At 62.9% G+C, this 16,088-nt stretch carries 14 protein-coding genes; 9 read left to right on the top strand and 5 right to left on the bottom strand.

The window, feature by feature from the left end:
* The first annotated feature begins 168 nt into the window (after window positions 1-168).
* The 7 genes from ACFVSI_RS18815 (at window position 169) to ACFVSI_RS18785 (ending at window position 7,789) form a co-directional block, all read left to right on the top strand.
* A complete protein-coding gene (locus ACFVSI_RS18815) occupies window positions 169-855 on the top strand; it encodes an IclR family transcriptional regulator (protein WP_387827003.1) in 687 nt (228 codons plus the stop codon).
* A complete protein-coding gene (locus ACFVSI_RS18810) occupies window positions 852-1,958 on the top strand; it encodes an ATP-binding cassette domain-containing protein (protein WP_387827001.1) in 1,107 nt (368 codons plus the stop codon). The genes ACFVSI_RS18815 and ACFVSI_RS18810 overlap by 4 nt, the downstream gene beginning before the upstream one ends.
* Window positions 1,955-2,605, top strand: a complete 651-nt coding sequence (locus ACFVSI_RS18805) for an ABC transporter permease (protein WP_281451598.1) — start codon at window positions 1,955-1,957, stop codon at window positions 2,603-2,605. Before ACFVSI_RS18810 ends, ACFVSI_RS18805 begins: the two co-directional genes overlap by 4 nt.
* Window positions 2,566-3,318, top strand: a complete 753-nt coding sequence (locus ACFVSI_RS18800) for an ABC transporter permease (protein ID WP_387826997.1) — start codon at window positions 2,566-2,568, stop codon at window positions 3,316-3,318. Before ACFVSI_RS18805 ends, ACFVSI_RS18800 begins: the two co-directional genes overlap by 40 nt.
* Before the next feature lie 79 nt (window positions 3,319-3,397).
* Window positions 3,398-4,312, top strand: coding sequence for an ABC transporter substrate-binding protein (locus ACFVSI_RS18795; RefSeq protein WP_387826994.1), 915 nt, complete (start codon window positions 3,398-3,400; stop codon window positions 4,310-4,312).
* Between the two features lie 37 nt (window positions 4,313-4,349).
* A complete protein-coding gene (locus ACFVSI_RS18790; RefSeq protein WP_387826991.1) occupies window positions 4,350-6,098 on the top strand; it encodes a urocanate hydratase in 1,749 nt (582 codons plus the stop codon).
* A 242-nt stretch (window positions 6,099-6,340) separates the two neighbouring features.
* Window positions 6,341-7,789 carry an aromatic amino acid lyase gene (locus ACFVSI_RS18785; protein WP_387826989.1) on the top strand — a complete coding sequence of 483 codons (1,449 nt, stop codon included), beginning with the start codon at window positions 6,341-6,343 and terminating at the stop codon, window positions 7,787-7,789.
* Window positions 7,790-7,865: 76 nt separating this feature from the next.
* On the opposite strand, the gene ACFVSI_RS18780 is transcribed toward ACFVSI_RS18785, so the two are convergent.
* Together ACFVSI_RS18780 and rraA are read right to left on the bottom strand one after the other, a co-directional pair.
* Entirely contained in the window at window positions 7,866-9,518 is a 1,653-nt protein-coding gene (locus ACFVSI_RS18780; RefSeq protein WP_387826986.1) for an MDR family MFS transporter, read from the bottom strand.
* A gap of 129 nt (window positions 9,519-9,647) precedes the next feature.
* Complete coding sequence (gene rraA / locus ACFVSI_RS18775) at window positions 9,648-10,121, bottom strand: ribonuclease E activity regulator RraA (protein WP_387826983.1); 474 nt, start codon at window positions 10,119-10,121, stop codon at window positions 9,648-9,650.
* 156 nt (window positions 10,122-10,277) lie between these two features.
* On the opposite strand from rraA, the gene ACFVSI_RS18770 reads away from it, so the two are divergent.
* Complete coding sequence (locus ACFVSI_RS18770) at window positions 10,278-11,579, top strand: MFS transporter (protein WP_387826980.1); 1,302 nt, start codon at window positions 10,278-10,280, stop codon at window positions 11,577-11,579.
* A gap of 2 nt (window positions 11,580-11,581) precedes the next feature.
* On the opposite strand, the gene ACFVSI_RS18765 is transcribed toward ACFVSI_RS18770, so the two are convergent.
* The 3 genes from ACFVSI_RS18765 to ACFVSI_RS18755 form a co-directional block, all read right to left on the bottom strand.
* Window positions 11,582-12,595: an FG-GAP repeat domain-containing protein gene (locus ACFVSI_RS18765; protein WP_387826977.1), complete on the bottom strand. Its 1,014-nt coding sequence runs from the start codon at window positions 12,593-12,595 to the stop codon at window positions 11,582-11,584.
* A 156-nt stretch (window positions 12,596-12,751) separates the two neighbouring features.
* A complete protein-coding gene (locus ACFVSI_RS18760) occupies window positions 12,752-13,834 on the bottom strand; it encodes an FG-GAP repeat domain-containing protein (RefSeq protein ID WP_387826974.1) in 1,083 nt (360 codons plus the stop codon).
* Between the two features lie 114 nt (window positions 13,835-13,948).
* Entirely contained in the window at window positions 13,949-15,076 is a 1,128-nt protein-coding gene (locus tag ACFVSI_RS18755) for an FG-GAP repeat domain-containing protein (protein ID WP_387826971.1), read from the bottom strand.
* A gap of 201 nt (window positions 15,077-15,277) precedes the next feature.
* On the opposite strand from ACFVSI_RS18755, the gene ACFVSI_RS18750 reads away from it, so the two are divergent.
* Window positions 15,278-15,886 carry a TetR/AcrR family transcriptional regulator gene (locus ACFVSI_RS18750; protein WP_144662178.1) on the top strand — a complete coding sequence of 203 codons (609 nt, stop codon included), beginning with the start codon at window positions 15,278-15,280 and terminating at the stop codon, window positions 15,884-15,886.
* Window positions 15,887-16,088: the final 202 nt, after the last annotated feature.

The following is a 16,088-nucleotide window of genomic DNA, read 5'->3' as shown; positions in this document are numbered from 1 at the left end:
GCCGTATTTAACGGGCCGGAAACATCGACGTCACACGGTGGTGATCCCGAGCGACATATTTCCCGGAATCCCGGGAAATTTGCAGAAAACTGTTGCCATGGTGTGAAAAGTGCTTTTTACTTAGTGGCAAGACATGGTGATCCAGACCACTTGAAAGCAGGCCACGCAATGGCAGCAGATTCTTCGACCCGGACGGTAGAGCGAGCGCTCGCCCTCTTGGGAGCTGTGTGCTCCGAGGGAGCCATTGCGCTGAGCGACGCGGCACGGGTTGTTGACCTCTCGCCCAGCACGGCCCTTCGGCTCCTCCGGACCCTTGAAGGCAGCGGTTTTGTTTCAAGGGACGACGGCGGCAACTTCCGTCCCGGAGCCAGCATCATCCAGCTGGGTGCACTTGCGCTCGGCAAGGAATCACTCGTCTCGTTGTGCACGCCGGCCATGAAACGGCTCGTGGCAACAACGCGCGAATCCTGCTATCTGAGCATTCCCGGGGTTGGGGACACGGGAATCTACATCGCGATCGTCGAGGGAACCCACTCGATCAGGCATTCCAGCTGGGTCGGGCGGAGTATCCCGCTCGAAGGAACGGCTTCCGGCCAGGTACTCAAGGGCGAACAGCCCGAGCGTGGCTTTGCCGTAGTGCGCAGCGGTGTGGAGGACGACGTTACGGCCATTGCGGCACCGGTGGTGATGGGGGGACGTGCTGTGGCTTCGCTCAGCGTTGTCGCTCCCAGCTACCGCGTGGATGAGCTGAAGGCCCTCAAAATCGGCCAGCAACTGGTGGAGGAAGCTGACAACATCCTCACCCTGACCACCGAAAACCATGAGCTACCCCAGGAAAGCATGGAAGCAAAATGATTAAGTTTGAAAATGTCACCAAGGCTTACCCCGACGGCACCGTCGCCGTCGACGGCCTCAACCTGGAGGCGCCCACCGGCAAGCTGACCATTCTGGTTGGTCCGTCCGGCTGCGGTAAGACCACCTCGTTGAGGATGATCAACCGCCTCATCGAACCCACCAGCGGCACAATCTACCTCGATGACCAGCCCACCTCGGGCATGGATGCGGCGTTGCTTCGCCGCAGGATTGGCTACGTCATCCAGCACGCCGGGCTCTTCCCGCACAAGACCATCATCGACAACGTATCCACCATGCCCGTCCTGCTCGGCGAAAGCCGCCAAAAGGCGCGCACCAAGGCCCTTGAGCTGATGGAACGGGTGGGTCTTCCTGCCAGCTTCGCCAAGCGCTACCCGTGGCAGCTCTCCGGTGGACAGCAGCAGCGCGTTGGTGTGGCCCGGGCCTTGGCTTCTGATCCTGCGTTCATGCTGATGGACGAGCCTTTCAGCGCCGTCGACCCCGTGGTCCGCGGACAGCTTCAGGAAGAGTTTCTGCGATTGCAGCGCGAGATCGGCAAGACCATCATCATGGTCACCCACGACATCGACGAAGCACTCAAGCTCGGCGACCAGGTGGCCGTGATGCGCGTGGGCGGCAAGCTCGCGCAGATGGCTTCCCCGTCCGAGTTGCTCACCTCACCCGCCGACGCGTTCGTGGCAGATTTTGTTGGCCGCGACCGTGGCTACCGCTCCCTGGGATTCACCAAGACCGCCGGAGCCGTCACTATCGGCGAAGAAGCTGTGGTCCAGCTCGGCGCCTCCGCCGATGAGGCCCGCGCCAAAGCGTCGGGTGCTTGGGTGTTGGTGGTCGACGGCGGCAAGAAGCCTCTCGGATGGGCCCAGCCGGAGCTTCTGAACGGTGAGGTCACTCAGGAAAACCTCAACCTCAGCGGCATCCCTGCCGCGGCATCCGGGACCATGCGCCAGCTGCTGGATGCGGCGCTGTCCTCGCCCAGCCGCCGCGGAGTCGTGGTCAACGAGCACGGCGAGCTGATCGGTACGGTCACTGCCACCGACGTCGTCAAGGCCATCGAGGCGGAACCCCACTTGGAGACGGCACGATGAACTTCGAGTGGCTGGGCCGCCAGTCCGACAACATTGTCTTCCTGCTCGGCTGGCACGTCCTGTTGGCCGTCACCCCGCTGATCCTGGGGCTGCTCATTGCCTTGCCCCTCGGTTGGTGGGCGCACCGAAGCCGCCGCATCTACCCGCTGTTGGTGGGTGTCGCAGGCCTCCTCTACACCGTTCCCTCACTGGCGCTCTTCGTCTTGTTGCCGCTGGTCCTCGGTACAAAAATCCTGGACCCGCTGAACATCGTTGCCGCCCTGACGGTCTACACCGTGGCATTGCTGGTGCGCGTAGTAGCCGATGCCCTGGATTCCGTCCCCGAGGACACGGTCCAAGCGGCGAAGGCAATGGGGTACCGCGGTTACCAAAGCCTGCTGAAGGTTGAACTTCCCGTCGGCGTCCCGGTCATCTGTGCCGGGCTGCGAGTTGCCGCCGTCTCCAACGTCAGCCTGGTCTCCGTAGCGGCGCTGTTGGGAATCCCGCAGCTTGGTTCGCTTTTCACGCAGGGCTTCCAGCTCCGCTTCTACACGCCGATCATCGCGGGCATCGTGCTCTGTGTTGTCCTGGCCATGATCCTGGATGGGCTGATCATCCTTCTCAACCGGTGGCTGACACCGTGGACCCCCAAGGTGGTGGCATCGTGAACTACTTGTTCGATCCAAAGCACTGGAGTGGCGCGGACGGCATCCCGACACTGATCGGCGAGCATCTCCTCTACTCGCTCATCGCACTGGCCATCGCCGCCATCATCGCAGTACCGCTTGGCATCTACATCGGTGTGACCGGCAAGGGCGTCTTCATGATCGCCGGCCTGGCCAACGCGCTCCGTGCACTTCCGAGCGTCGGCCTGCTGATCCTGCTGGTCCTGCTCATCTCGCCGGCGTTCCCGTCCCGCATGGGCTACGTCCTCCCAAGCCTCATCGTGTTGGTGCTGCTGGCAGTTCCGCCCATCCTGACCAACACCTACGCCGGCGTTCGCGCAGTGGATGCTGCCGCCGTCGACGCCGCCAAAGGCATGGGCTTCCGCACTATGAAGATCCTGACGGATGTCCAGCTGCCGTGCTCGCTTCCGCTGGTTTTGTCCGGCATCCGCAGTGCACTGCTGCAGATCATCTCGACGGCGACCATCGCCGCTTACATTTCGCTCGGCGGCCTTGGCCGCCTGCTGATCGACGGCAAGGCGCAGAACGACTACAGCCAGATGGTTGCAGGCGCAATCCTGGTGGCTTTGCTGGCACTGTTCTTCGACCAGCTCCTCGCCTTCATCACCCGCCGCGTGGTCTCACCCGGACTGACCCGGCGCACCATCAAGTCGGCTCCAGCAGCCGAACCCGTGAAAACCCCCGTCACGGTCTAGCCAGTACCTGTTTTGCACTTCCCCCACCCCCCACCTGGCCACAGCATGCCCTGCGGCACCCCCTTCCAGGAGAGTTGACATGAAGAAGTACCTCACCGGTTTCACCCTCGCGGCAGTTGCCGCCATCACCCTCAGCGGTTGCGGAGGCGACCCCATGAGCTCCTCCAACACCGCGGCCGCCGGCGGCGGTTCGGGCGACAGCATCATCGTCGGATCTGCTGACTTCCCGGAAAGCCAGCTGATCGCCAAAATCTACGCCGAGGCACTCAAAGCCAAGGGGGTTGCTGTAACGGAGAAGCCCAGCATCGGCAGCCGCGAAGTCACCATCCCCGCGCTCAAGGACGGTTCCATCGACCTCATGCCCGAATACGGCGGAGCCCTGCTGCAGTACCTCGACTCCTCCACGAAGGCCGTCTCCTCCGAGGAAGTGGAGAAGGAGCTTGCCACCAAGATCCCCTCGGGCCTGACAGTCCTGGAGGCCTCCGACGCGCAGGACAAGGACGTCCTCACCGTCAAGAAGGACATCGCCGAGCAGTACAAGCTGAAGACCATCGAGGACCTCCAGCCCGTTGCCAAGGACCTGGTCCTGGGTGGTCCGCCGGAGTGGAAGACCCGCCTCAACGGCGTGGCTGGCCTGAAGTCGGTCTACAACCTTGAGTTCAAGGAATTTTCAGCGCTCGACGCCGGTGGGCCGCTGACGCTGAACGCCCTCCTTTCCGGCCAGATCCAGGTAGCGGACCTCTTCAGCACCGACCCCGCCCTGGCGGAGAACAACCTGGTTGCCCTGGAGGACAACAAGAACCTGTTCCTGTCCGAGAACATCGTCCCGGTCATCAACCAGAAGAAGTCCACGGCCACGGTCAAGGAAACGCTGGACAAGGTCTCTGCTGCGCTCACCACTGAGGACCTGATCAAGATGAACGGCCGCGTGGCCAAGTTCGAGGACATCGGCGAAATCGCCAAGGAATGGCTCAAGAACAAGAACCTGGGCTGATCCCCGCCGTTCTGCCGGAATTTTTAGGAGTAAGACAATGACTGCCGATTTCACTACTGGAGCCCGCCCGGTCAGGGCTGCCCGGGGTACTGAGCTTTCTGCCAAGTCGTGGCAGACTGAAGCGCCGTTGCGTATGTTGATGAACAATCTTGATCCTGAGGTTGCTGAGCGTCCTGATGACTTGGTGGTTTATGGCGGTACGGGGCGTGCGGTGCGTTCGTGGGCTGCGTTTGATGCGATTACCCGGACGCTGGAGTCCATGGAGAAGGACGAGACCCTTCTGGTCCAGTCGGGTAAGCCGGTGGGTGTTTTCCGCACGAATGAGTGGGCGCCCCGGGTGTTGTTGGCGAACTCGAATCTGGTGGGGGACTGGGCGACGTGGCCTGAGTTCCGCCGTCTGGAGGCTGAGGGTCTGACGATGTATGGGCAGATGACGGCTGGTTCGTGGATTTACATCGGCACGCAGGGGATTCTGCAGGGCACGTATGAGACGTTCGCTGCTGTCGGACGCAAGCTTGCTGCTGAGGGCCGGCACCCGGCTCCTGCTGCGGAGGGCTCTGAGGAGGGTTCGCTGGCGGGGACGCTGACGTTGACGGGTGGGTGTGGCGGCATGGGCGGCGCCCAGCCGCTCGCGGTGACGCTGAATGATGGTGCGTGCTTGATCGTGGATGTGGATGAGACCCGTCTGCGTCGGCGTGCCGGGAAGCGGTACCTGGACGAGGTCGAGACGGATCTGGACACGGCGATCGCGAAGGTCAATAAGGCCAAGGCTGAGCGTCGTGGCTGGTCGGTGGGGTATGTGGGTAACGCTGCGGAGGTGTTCCCGGAGCTGCTGGCCCGCCACAAGGCAGGGGAGTTGACCATTGATGTGGTCACGGACCAGACCAGCGCTCATGACCCCCTGTCCTACCTGCCCGAGGGCATCACGGTTCAGGAGTGGCACACCGAGGCCGCGGCTGACCCGGAAGGGTTCACGAAGAAGGCCCAGGCTTCGATGGCGAGGCAGGTGCAGGCGATGGTGGAGTTCCAGGACGCCGGTGCTGAGGTGTTCGATTACGGCAACTCGATCCGGGACGAGGCCCGCAAGGGCGGTTACACCAGGGCGTTTGAGTTCCCGGGCTTCGTTCCGGCGTATATCCGCCCGTTGTTCTGCGAGGGCCTGGGCCCGTTCCGCTGGGTCGCCTTGTCGGGTGATCCGGAAGACATCCGTGTGACTGATGAAGCGATCAAGGAGTTGTTCCCGGAGAACAAGCACCTGCACAAGTGGCTCGACGCCGCTGCGGAGCGGGTCGAGTTCGAGGGCCTCCCGGCCCGGATTTGCTGGCTCGGGTACGGTGAACGCCACCAAGCGGGCCTGTTGTTCAACAAGCTCGTGGCTGAGGGTAAGGTCAAGGCCCCGATCGTGATCGGCCGTGACCACCTCGATTCGGGTTCGGTGGCGTCTCCGTACCGGGAGACCGAGTCCATGAAGGACGGTTCGGACGCGATCGCTGACTGGCCGCTGCTGAACGCCCTCACCGCCGCCTCGTCCGGGGCGACGTGGGTGTCGATCCACCACGGCGGCGGGGTCGGGATCGGCCGGTCCATCCACACCGGGCAGGTCTCCGTGGCCGACGGGACCGAACTGGCCGCGGCGAAACTGACCGCACTCCTGACCAATGACCCCGGCATGGGCGTGATCCGCCACGCCGACGCCGGCTACGAACGCGCCATCGACGTCGCCCACGAACGCGGCGTCCGCATCCCCATGGAAAGTGCGCAAGAAGCCCGGGAAGCCGGAAAATGACTGTGACTGCAGCTTCCAGGGCCGACAAGGAATGTGCAGATCCGGAGTCGCGTGAAAGTGGGGCCCGGTCTGGGATTCGAAGGGGCCTGCAGCTTGCTGCCCAGCCTTCACCGGAGGTCTGGAACCCCGTACGGTTCGCGCCGGAAACGGACTAAAGCGAAGTAGTGGTTGCCATGTTCTGCCTGGCAACCACTACTGCTGTCCATGCACACCCATTCGACAACGGATGAAAGGATCGGCCCATGATCGAAATCGATGGCAAGAGCCTGGCGTTGCCCGACATCGTGGCAGTCGCCGATGGTGCGGCCGTCAATCTGACGGCCGACGCCATCGACCGCATGACAGCATCGCAGGAGTCCGCGGTTGCTACTTCCTTGAAGCGCCCGGTGTACGGTCGCTCAACGGGAGTCGGAGCGAACCGCTCCGTCTCCCTTTCAGCAACCGACGGCGGGGACACCCACGGCCTCCAACTGCTGCGAAGCCACGCGGTGGATGCCGGAAGGCCGCTGGATCGCCGGACCATTCGGGCGATGTTGGTGGTGAGGCTTTCGCAACTGGCAGCCGGTGCATCCGGCATCAACCCCGCCATTGCCGTAGCGCTTGCCGAGCTGATCAACGCGGACGTTGTTCCCGAAGTCCGGGAGTTCGGAGGCATCGGTACCGCTGATCTCCAAGCCCTCTCCGGAACAGCGCTGACGATGCTCGGTGAACGTGAGCCCCTGGGAGGAGGGGAGGCCCGGCGCTTCGTGGAGAACTGGGCGACTGCCGACGCCCTTCCCTTCATCAGCTCCAGCGCTTTGACGATTGCGCAGGCGGTTCTGGCCCACGAAGAACTATCGAGGCTACTGGACAACGCTGCTTCCGTGGCGGCACTGTCCTTCGTATCAATGTCCGGCAACGTGGAGGCCCTGAGCCCGGCCGTTGCTGCTGCCGCGGACACCCCGGCTGTGGCAGAAGCGGCGAAGCTCTTCCATGGGCTGGTCCAGGGAAGCGGACAGCCGGCACGCATCCAGGATCCCTATTGCCTGCGGACCCTGCCCCAGATCTTCGGTTCCCAAAAGGAGGAACTGGAAGCATTGGGTAGCCTTCTGCGCCGACTCGTCACAGCAGGCAACGAAAACCCCTTGGTCCATGGCTCGTTGGCTGATGGTTCCAACGATGTGGCCCACCACGGGCTTTTTCAGATGACAAACCTTGCGCGTCGGGTTGATTCCTTGCAACTGGCCATCGCCGCAGCCTGCGCTACGCATCTGCGCAGGATTGATCTTCTGTGCGACCCGTCATACACCGGCCTGCACCCTTTCCTTGCTGAGGATGGTTCGGGTCAGTCCGGCGTCATGATGCTGGAGTATGTTGCTGCTGCCGCTGTTGGGCGGATTAGGGCGAATGCGCAACCGGTCAGCACACAGACAGTGGTGTTGTCCTTGGGCGCGGAAGAAGACGCCAGCTTCGCAAGTGTGGCGGCCGCTCAACTGCAGTCAACGGTGCAGGCATTGGCGACTGTCACCGCCGTCGAACTGGTCTGTGCCGCGCGGGCGCTCAGGCTCCAAGGGCGGAATCCTGACGAGTTTGCCAGCCCCACACTGCAAAGCATGATGGCTGCCGGCTACGGCTTACCCGCCGATGTCACCGACCGGGACCTGCGCGGCGACGTAGAGCAGGCGCATCGGATAGTTCTGGCCGCGCGCTAGGAAGAGCTGCCCACACAGAAACGGCAGGCAGTCCGGGGGCTGCCTGCCGTTTCCTGTTTCGTGAAGTTGTGCCGGGCTAGTGCGCCGGAACTGAATCCTTGGCAGCAGCCTTGGGATCCGTTAGCTTCTTGTTCGGCAGCGCGAAGCTGATCAGGAACGCGATGATCATCAGGCCAGCCGCGGTCAGCATCACTACATCGATCGCCTGCGCGAAGCCTTCCGTGATCGGCCTGGTGAGCGTGCTGTTGGCCGCGTGCAACCAGCTGGTGTCGTTCAACGAATCGTTGTTGGCACCGTTCTTGAAGAAGTCGAACAGCTTGGCGTTGGCCGGGTCCGAGGCCACAGCAGGGTCTCGCATGACTGCCTGGTAGTCCGGGCTCGATACAGCGTTCTTCATGCCGTCGGCAATCTTGTCAGCAGCCGTGCTGAACAGCATGGAGATGAACACTGCCGTTCCCACTGCACCGCCCATGGAGCGGAAGAATGCGGCCGTGGAGGTGCCAACGCCCATATCCTTTGGAGGAACGGACACCTGCATGGCGAGGGTCAGCGGCTGCATGCAGAAGCCGAGTCCGACGCCGAAGAACACGGCGATCAGGCCGGGAACCCACAGCCCGGTGTCGACTCCCAGAACCAGGCCCATCACTGTGGCGGCACCAGCCAGGATCGCAGTACCCAAGATCGGGAAGATCCGGTAGACGCCCGACGAGGAAATCGTGCGTCCAGCGGAGATGGACCCGAAGAGGATGCCCACAGTGAACGTGATCATCATCAGGCCGGCCTCGGTGGGCGTCAGGCCCTTCACCAGCTGAAGGTACATGGGCAGCATGGCGATGGCGCCGAACATGCCGATACCGATGATGAAGTTCAACAGCGAGGAGAGGCCGAACGTGGAGTTCTTGAAGAGGCGCAACGGGATCAGTGCGTAGTCCCCAGCGCGCCGCTCGGCCAGGAGGAAGGCCACGATGCCGATGACGCCAAGGCCGTAGCAAAGCCACGATCCCGCCGAGGCCCAGCCCCACGTGCGTCCCTGCTCTGCCACCAGAAGCAGCGGAACAATGGCCAGCGTGATGGCGGCGGCACCCCAGTAGTCAATCTTCTGCTTGACGTGCCTGGCGGGCAGGTGCAGGTACAGGAAGACCACTACCAGCGCAGCGAGGCCAATGGGAAGGTTGATGAAGAAGACCCAGCGCCAGCCGTCGAAGCCCAGGATGTTCGAAGAACCCGCGAAGGCGCCGCCAATGACCGGGCCCAGAACAGACGAGATGCCAAACACCGACATGAAGTAGCCCTGGTACTTGGCCCGGTCCTTCAGGGCGACGATGTCACCGATGATGGTCAGTGCCAGCGCCAAGAGCCCGCCGGCGCCCAGGCCCTGGATGCCGCGTGCAATGGCGAGTTCGGTCATGGAGTGCACGGACCCCGCGTACAGCGAGCCGGCCAGGAAGATCAGGATGGCCGTGAGGTACAGCGGCCGCCTGCCAAAGATATCGCTGAGCTTGCCGTACAACGGCGTGCTCACCGTAGATGTGATGAGGTACGCCGTGGTGGCCCACGCCTGAAGTGACAGGCCGTCGAGGTCGTTGGCGATGGTGTAGATGGACGTCGACACGATGGTCTGGTCCAGCGAGGACAGGAACATGCCGAGCATGAGTCCCACCATGACGGTGAGTGTCTGACGATGGGTCAGGACTTCACCAGCGGCCCGAACGGGCGTGGAATTGGACATATCTTCTCCAGAGATGGCAGAAAAGTGGGATTAAGCAGGATAGTTGCTTTCAGTAACTATCCTAAGGCCCAGTTCATTCCCGGCGGGAATTATTTCTTCTGCTGGACCCTCCAAGACGCCCTGGCAGAGTCAGCGCTCGAGCAGGATGCCGTCCGGGTCGCTGTAGATCATGGCACCTGGTCGGATGCGGACACCATCGATCACAAGTTCGACGTCGAGCTCCCCGGCTCCGGTCTTTGCGCTCTTCCGAGGGTTGCTTCCAAGGGCTTTGACACCCAGGGGCAACCGGGCAATCGCTTCGCGGTCCCGGATGGCGCCATTGATGATCACCCCGGCCCAGCCGTTTTCGACGGCGCTGTCAGCAATCATGTCCCCCATGAGGGCAGTGCGGAGGGAACCATGGCCGTCAATGACCAGGACTGCCCCCTCGCCCGGAGTGCCCAGGACAGATTTCACCAACGCATTGTCTTCGAGGCACCGGATAGTCCGGGCGGGACCGCTGAAGTGGGTGTGGGCCCCAAGATTCTGGAACTGCAGTGCCAGAGACTCCAATTCCTCGCCGCGTTCGTCGTAGAGATCGGCCGTATTTATCTGCTCGCTCATAGTGCTCCTTCCAAGGGGGTTGAGGCCACAGTAACGCGTCCATCCGGCCTGGACCGTGCGTATTTCGAGCTATGTGGATAAACGACGCCACCGCGGTTCAGCTGTCACTGCGCCGCGTTAGGCTGAATCCACACACAAAATGAGGGGGAAACTGCCATGAGCTTGTCCGACCTTCCGGGGCCGGTGCCGGATCCTGTTGTTGTCCGTGCCGGAGGTACGGCCCTTGCTGAACCTGTTGCCCGTGTCAGGCCCTTGTGGATTACCGGAGTGGTACTGGTCAACCTGGGCATCAACGCCGCGTTCTTTGGCCCCCTCCAGGTCCTCCTGGGCCAGCAGGCAGCCCACTTCGACGAAGGCCAGAAGGAAGCAATCCTGGCCTTGGTCACCGGTTGTGGCGCTGCAGTCTCCATGGTGGCGAACCCCTTGTTCGGTGCCTTCAGTGACCGGACCACGTCCCGTTTTGGCCGGCGCGTTCCCTGGGTGCTCATGGGTGCAATCCTCGGCGCCGTGGCCCTGGTTGCCCTGGCCGGTGCGCCCAACGTGGCTGTGATGACTGTTCTGTGGTGCCTGGTGCAGGCCGGAGCCAATGCCATGTATTCGGCCATCACCGCAGCCGTACCGGACAGGGTTCCAGTGCCGCAGCGCGGAACTGTCGGTGGCCTGGCCGCGATGGGCCAAACAGTGGGTATCCTCGTGGGCGCGGTGATCGCCGCCGTCGTGGCCGGAAACTTTGCCGCTGGGTACTGGGTGTGCGCAGCGGCGCTGCTCGCCGGCGTCGTGCTTTATCTCTTCAAGAGCGATGACCAGCCCCTCCCGCCGCAGGAGCGGCCGCCGTTCAGCCTGTGGCAGTTCGTCAAGGGTTTCTGGGTTTCGCCGAAGCGCTACCCGGACTTTGCATGGGCCTGGCTTACGCGGTTGCTGGTCAGCACGGGCAACCACATGATCACCCTGTATCTGCTTTTCTTCCTCAGTGACATTGTCCGCCTCAAGGAAACGCAAGGGATTGAGCCCGAGTTCGGCGTGCTGGTTTTGACAGGGCTCTACGCCGTCATGGTCATCATCACCAGTGTCCTGGGTGGACGCCTCAGTGACCGGATAGGAAAGCGGAAGCCCTTGGTCATAGCGTCGTCGGTCATCATTGCCGCGGCGTCTTTGATTCTTGCCTTCGCTCCGACGTGGATCGGCGGGCTCGCCGGGGCGGCCGTACTTGGCATCGGCTTTGGGGCCTACCTTGCAGTGGACTTCGCGCTGATCACCCAGGTCCTGCCCACGGCTTTGGACCGCGGCCGGGACCTGGGTGTCATCAACATCGCGAATTCGTTGCCCCAGGTGATCGCCCCGGCGATCGCCTTTGTGTTCGTCCAGTACTGGGGCGGCTACGTCTCGCTGTACGTAGCCGCCGCAGTCATCGGGCTTCTGGGCGCCGTGTTCGTGGTGAAGATCAAGAGCGTCGAGTAGGCCTAGAAGACGTAGTTCATGACGTTCCAGCCGTTGCCTACCACCGGCTGCCCTTTCCATTTGAAGCCATAGATGCCGTGACTGCTGAAGCCCGAAGGGTCGGCGAGGTACATCGTCAGCAGGCCGTTCGGGCTGATGCCGTAAACGTCGTTGTAACCGTCGCCGTTGAAGTCACCGGCAACCCCGAAACGAGTGAGCGTCTCGAAGCCCCTTCCAATGACGCCGTCGTAGCCGCTGGGATGACCGTATTCAAAGAAGAGACCGTTGCGCGGAGAAGAGCGGACTTGCAGATCACCCCAGAAGGGACGGCTAAGAACCACTGCCTCGGGTGTGCCATAGAAATGCCCCGCTCCGACAGCATCAAGTCCCTGCCATGCCGAGGAGACCTTGCTTGGTGCGAGCCAACCGCCCCGCCCGTTTCCTGGGTAGAGGGTCACGTTGCCGGCTGCATCCTGGGCAAGGATGTCGTTGGTACCATCGCCGTTCAGGTCGCCGGGAGCTATGAGGTTGACGAAACCCTGCCAGCCTTGGCCGATCTGGAAGGCCTGCTTCCAAGCGCCGGCACCATTGCCTTGGTAAAGGAAAAGCCGCCCGTAACCATCGCGGCCCATGACGTCGACTGTGCCGTCGCCGTCGAAATCTCCGGGCGAAACCAGAAGATTGTAGATGTGCCAGCCATTGCCGATTACTCGCGGCGCCTGCCAGTTGCCTCGTCCGTCCGTGGGGTAGAGAAGCAGGCGGCCCGCGTTGTCGCGGGCGAATAGGTCGAACGTACCGTCGCCGTCGAAGCCCTTTGACCGGGGTGTTGCTTCGATAGGCATGGCATTAATCGTTTCAAGACCGGCCTTCGCTGCGAGGGCGGAACTGACTCCGGAATTCACTGGTGCTTCAGTAGCCGCGGTAGCCGGCAACGCCGAGGCCAACAAGCCTGCGGCAACCAGCGGAGTCGTGAGAAGTGTGAGCAGTCGTCGAGGACTGCGGCGCGCGGGCGCGTGCAGGACAGGGTTGAGACCCAAGGATTCCCCCAAGAATTAAGGCGGCACTGAGATGGCCGAAAGAGATCAATTGGGATGACACTACCGCCTGCAGGAGTCCGGGCATAGAGGATGCCCATTTATGGCGAAGGGCCCCGTCCGGATGTCTCCGTACGGGGCCCTCAACATGCCTAAAAACTAGAACAGGTCCGTGAACCCACCCCAGCCCCAGCCGACCACAGCACTTCCGGCCCAGCCGGCGGAACCGTTGCCGTAGTAGGCGCGCAACTGCCCGGCACCGTCAACGGCAAAGACGTCCGGCTTTCCGTCACTGTTGATGTCGCCTGCGCTGCCGATCTTGCTCATGCTGCCCCAGCCCTGGCCGACCACGGCCATGCCATTCCAGCCCCCCGCGCCGTTGCCGCTGTAAAGCCTGAGGTTGCCGGCAGAGTCGCGGCCCATGATGTCCACGTTGGTGTCGCCGTCGAAGTCGCCCGGGGTGATGATCGCATCCAGAGTGTTCCAGCCTTGGCCGATCACGGTCCGCGGCAGCCAGCCGCCGTGTCCGTCGCCGGGGTAGAGGTAGAGGACTCCGTTGGCGTCGCGGGCCATGATGTCGTTGGTGCCGTCGCTGTTGAAGTCGCCAGGGGCCAGCAGCGAGGTGAAGATGTTCCATCCCGTTCCGACCTTACGGGGACCGTTCCAACCGCCGGCACCGTTGCCGCTGTAGAGGTAGAGGCCCCCAGCCGAGTCGCGGCCCAGGACATCGTTGTTGCCGTCGCCGTCGAAGTCGCCCGGTGCCAGCACCGTGGGGAAGATGTTCCATCCCACGCCCACGGTTCGCGCCGGTTCCCAAGCGTTGTTGATCCGGGGGTACATGAGGAGGGTGCCGTCGGATCGGCGTGCAAGCAGTTCGAAGGCGCCACGGCCCGTAAAGCCGTTGGGCCGGTTGGAGTCGGAGATGGGCGCGGTCTCCGCGCTGGCTACTTCCATGTCTTCACAGGGGTAAGCGGCCACGAGGTGTGCGGCGATGGTCTTTCCGCGGTCTTCTTCGCCCAGGACGTACTTGGGCCACGTGGGGTGGTCGGTAGCTACTTCGCCGTCCCTGGTCCAATAGATCCGGGTGTCGGGGCCAGCTCCGGCTCCGCACCCTTTATAAGCGTAGGGATCCCACGTGACAGTAAGGGTGGATCCGACATACGGTGCGCCGGTGATGACTGGCGGTTCCGGATCCATTGTGGCCATGGCGGGCGCGGGCCCCGCAAGTACGGCCGCGACCATCGCAGCCACTGTTGCGGCAACCGCTCGACGCACGCCAGACCCCAGGCGTGATGGAGCATACATTGTGTCCTCCCCAGACTTTTATGGGGTTAATGGTACAGCGTCCGGAGTTTTCTAGAAGATTGCTGTGAACCAGCCGAAGCCCGCGCCTACGGCCTCGGAGCCCTTCCAACCGGCCCGCCCGTCGCTGTAGTACGTCAGCAGGCGGCCCTGCTGGTCCACTCCGTAGACATCAGGGAAGCCGTCGCCGTTGAAATCGCCGGCAGCGCCCACGTATTTGAGCGCGTTCCAGCCGACGCCGATCATCCAGGACCGAGACCACCCGCCGGCGCCGTTGCCCGTGTATACAAACAAGTACCCGTTGCTGTCGCGCGCCAGCAGGTCCACATTGCCGTCGCCGTTGAAATCGCCGGGCGTCACCAGGGCGTTCATCACGTTCCAACCGGTTCCGACGGCGGTCCGCGGCAACCAGCCTCCGGCGCCGTTGCCCGGATAGAGATAGAGCGTGCCGCCTGGTTCCCTTGCGAGGATGTCGTTGTTGCCGTCGCCGTTAAAGTCGCCCGGGCTGATGATGGCATCAAAAATGTTCCAGCCGTTGCCGATGGCCCGCGCAGGCTTCCATCCGCCAGCGCCGTCCCCGCTGAAGAGGTAGAGGCCCCCCGCGGAATCACGGACCATCATGTCGCTTTTACCGTCTCCGTCGAAGTCACCGGGGGAGAAGACGGTATTGAAAATGTTGAAGCCGTAGCCCACGGTGCGGGGCGCATCCCACGCAGCTCCAGTACGGCCGTACAGGAGCAGCGAGCCGTCATTGGCCCGGGTCAGGAGTTCGAAGCTGCGGCCGGTGAAACCTGCCGCGCGGTTCACGGCACCCACCGGCCGGGTCTCGGCGCTGTGCAGGGATTCTCCGCCGCACGCGGTCTTGCTTGCCGTGACGTGTACTGCCATCCGCGAACCGGTGTCGTCGCCTTCGAGCTTGTAGCTGGGCGCCGTTTCGCCGGCTACGAGGAAGCCGTCCCTCGTCCAATAGATTGAGTAGTCGGGTCCTTTGCCGCCTCCGCAACCGTAGTACGTGTACGGGCCGATGTCCGCGGTCAGCTGATTGCCCACGAACGCCTGACCGTTGAGTACGGGATCGGGTCCGTTGCTGGGAGCCGCCGACGCCGACATTGGGCTAAGTGCCATGGCCGCCACGGTGGCGGTCAGCAGCGCCGCTGCCATCCGGCGTCGTAATGTCCCCATACGTTCCTCCTGTGGGTCTGAACCTGCATGAAAGTGTATGCGGGCGGGGCTCGAATTCCGGGACCGGCAGCTCGTGGAGCTCCGTGGGAGGCTCTCAGGGAACAGTCATGTTGCTCCCGTATCATTGATGCGATCGGCCAGCCGCGGGTCTTTCACGCCGGCCGGCCGCCTCCTTGTCAGCCTGCCAAGAGATCGCCGGAAATGCCCGTAACCAACTCACTGGAACCGTACTCCCTTGACCTGACCACGGGGCTCCCCCGTATGGCTGCCGCGCCCACCACCCCGCGGCAGCAGCTCCGCTATGCCCGCATCCTGAAAACGGCTGAGGGCTTTGCCCAGCGGCAGTTCGACACGTTGAGTCTTTCCGATGTTGCTGCCCGTGCCGATGTCCCGTTGGGAACCCTGTACCGCTACTTCCCCTCCACGGCCCATCTGATGCTTGCCGTGTACAGGCAGCAGCTCCGGGAGTTGCGTGACGGCGTGCATCAGCGCGGGGGCAAAGGCCACGCGCTGGCAGGTTTGATGATGGAAATCTTCCACCTTCGGGTGATGCAACCGGGTGTGGAGCACTGCCTGATCCGCCCGGCTGGGAAGGACGACGACACGGCCCAGCTCCTGCGTGAGGTCGATGCCCTGTCGCAGGAAGTCGTGGGCTCCCTGAGCAATGACACCGGCAAGGACACTGTGAAGGCCAGGATTCTGCTGCACCTGGTCAGCGGATTGGTACAGGCAGTCCGTTGCCGAAGGTTGTCGTTGTTTGAAGCAGAGAAGGACTTGAAGAGGGCCTGTTCCCTCATGACCGGCGAATAACCGCGCGGAGAATGCCGCGGTGGTCTAGACCGCAGGCGGCTAAAAACACGGTTTCTGACATGACGTAGCTCACAATTAGCCGTGGTTGAACGTTTTACTCTCGAATCGTCTCTGTTGGTATTGAATCTTGTACCCTTATGCGCTCCCTAGGCTGGAACTACCGAAGCGGCTAGCAGCCCCCTACCTGCAGAAGCAACGCCGG

The organism is Paenarthrobacter sp. NPDC057981, assembly GCF_042886835.1.
GTDB lineage: Bacteria > Actinomycetota > Actinomycetes > Actinomycetales > Micrococcaceae > Arthrobacter.
Note: the sequence above shows the minus strand (reverse complement) of the source record. Positions and strands in the feature narration are given on the sequence as shown.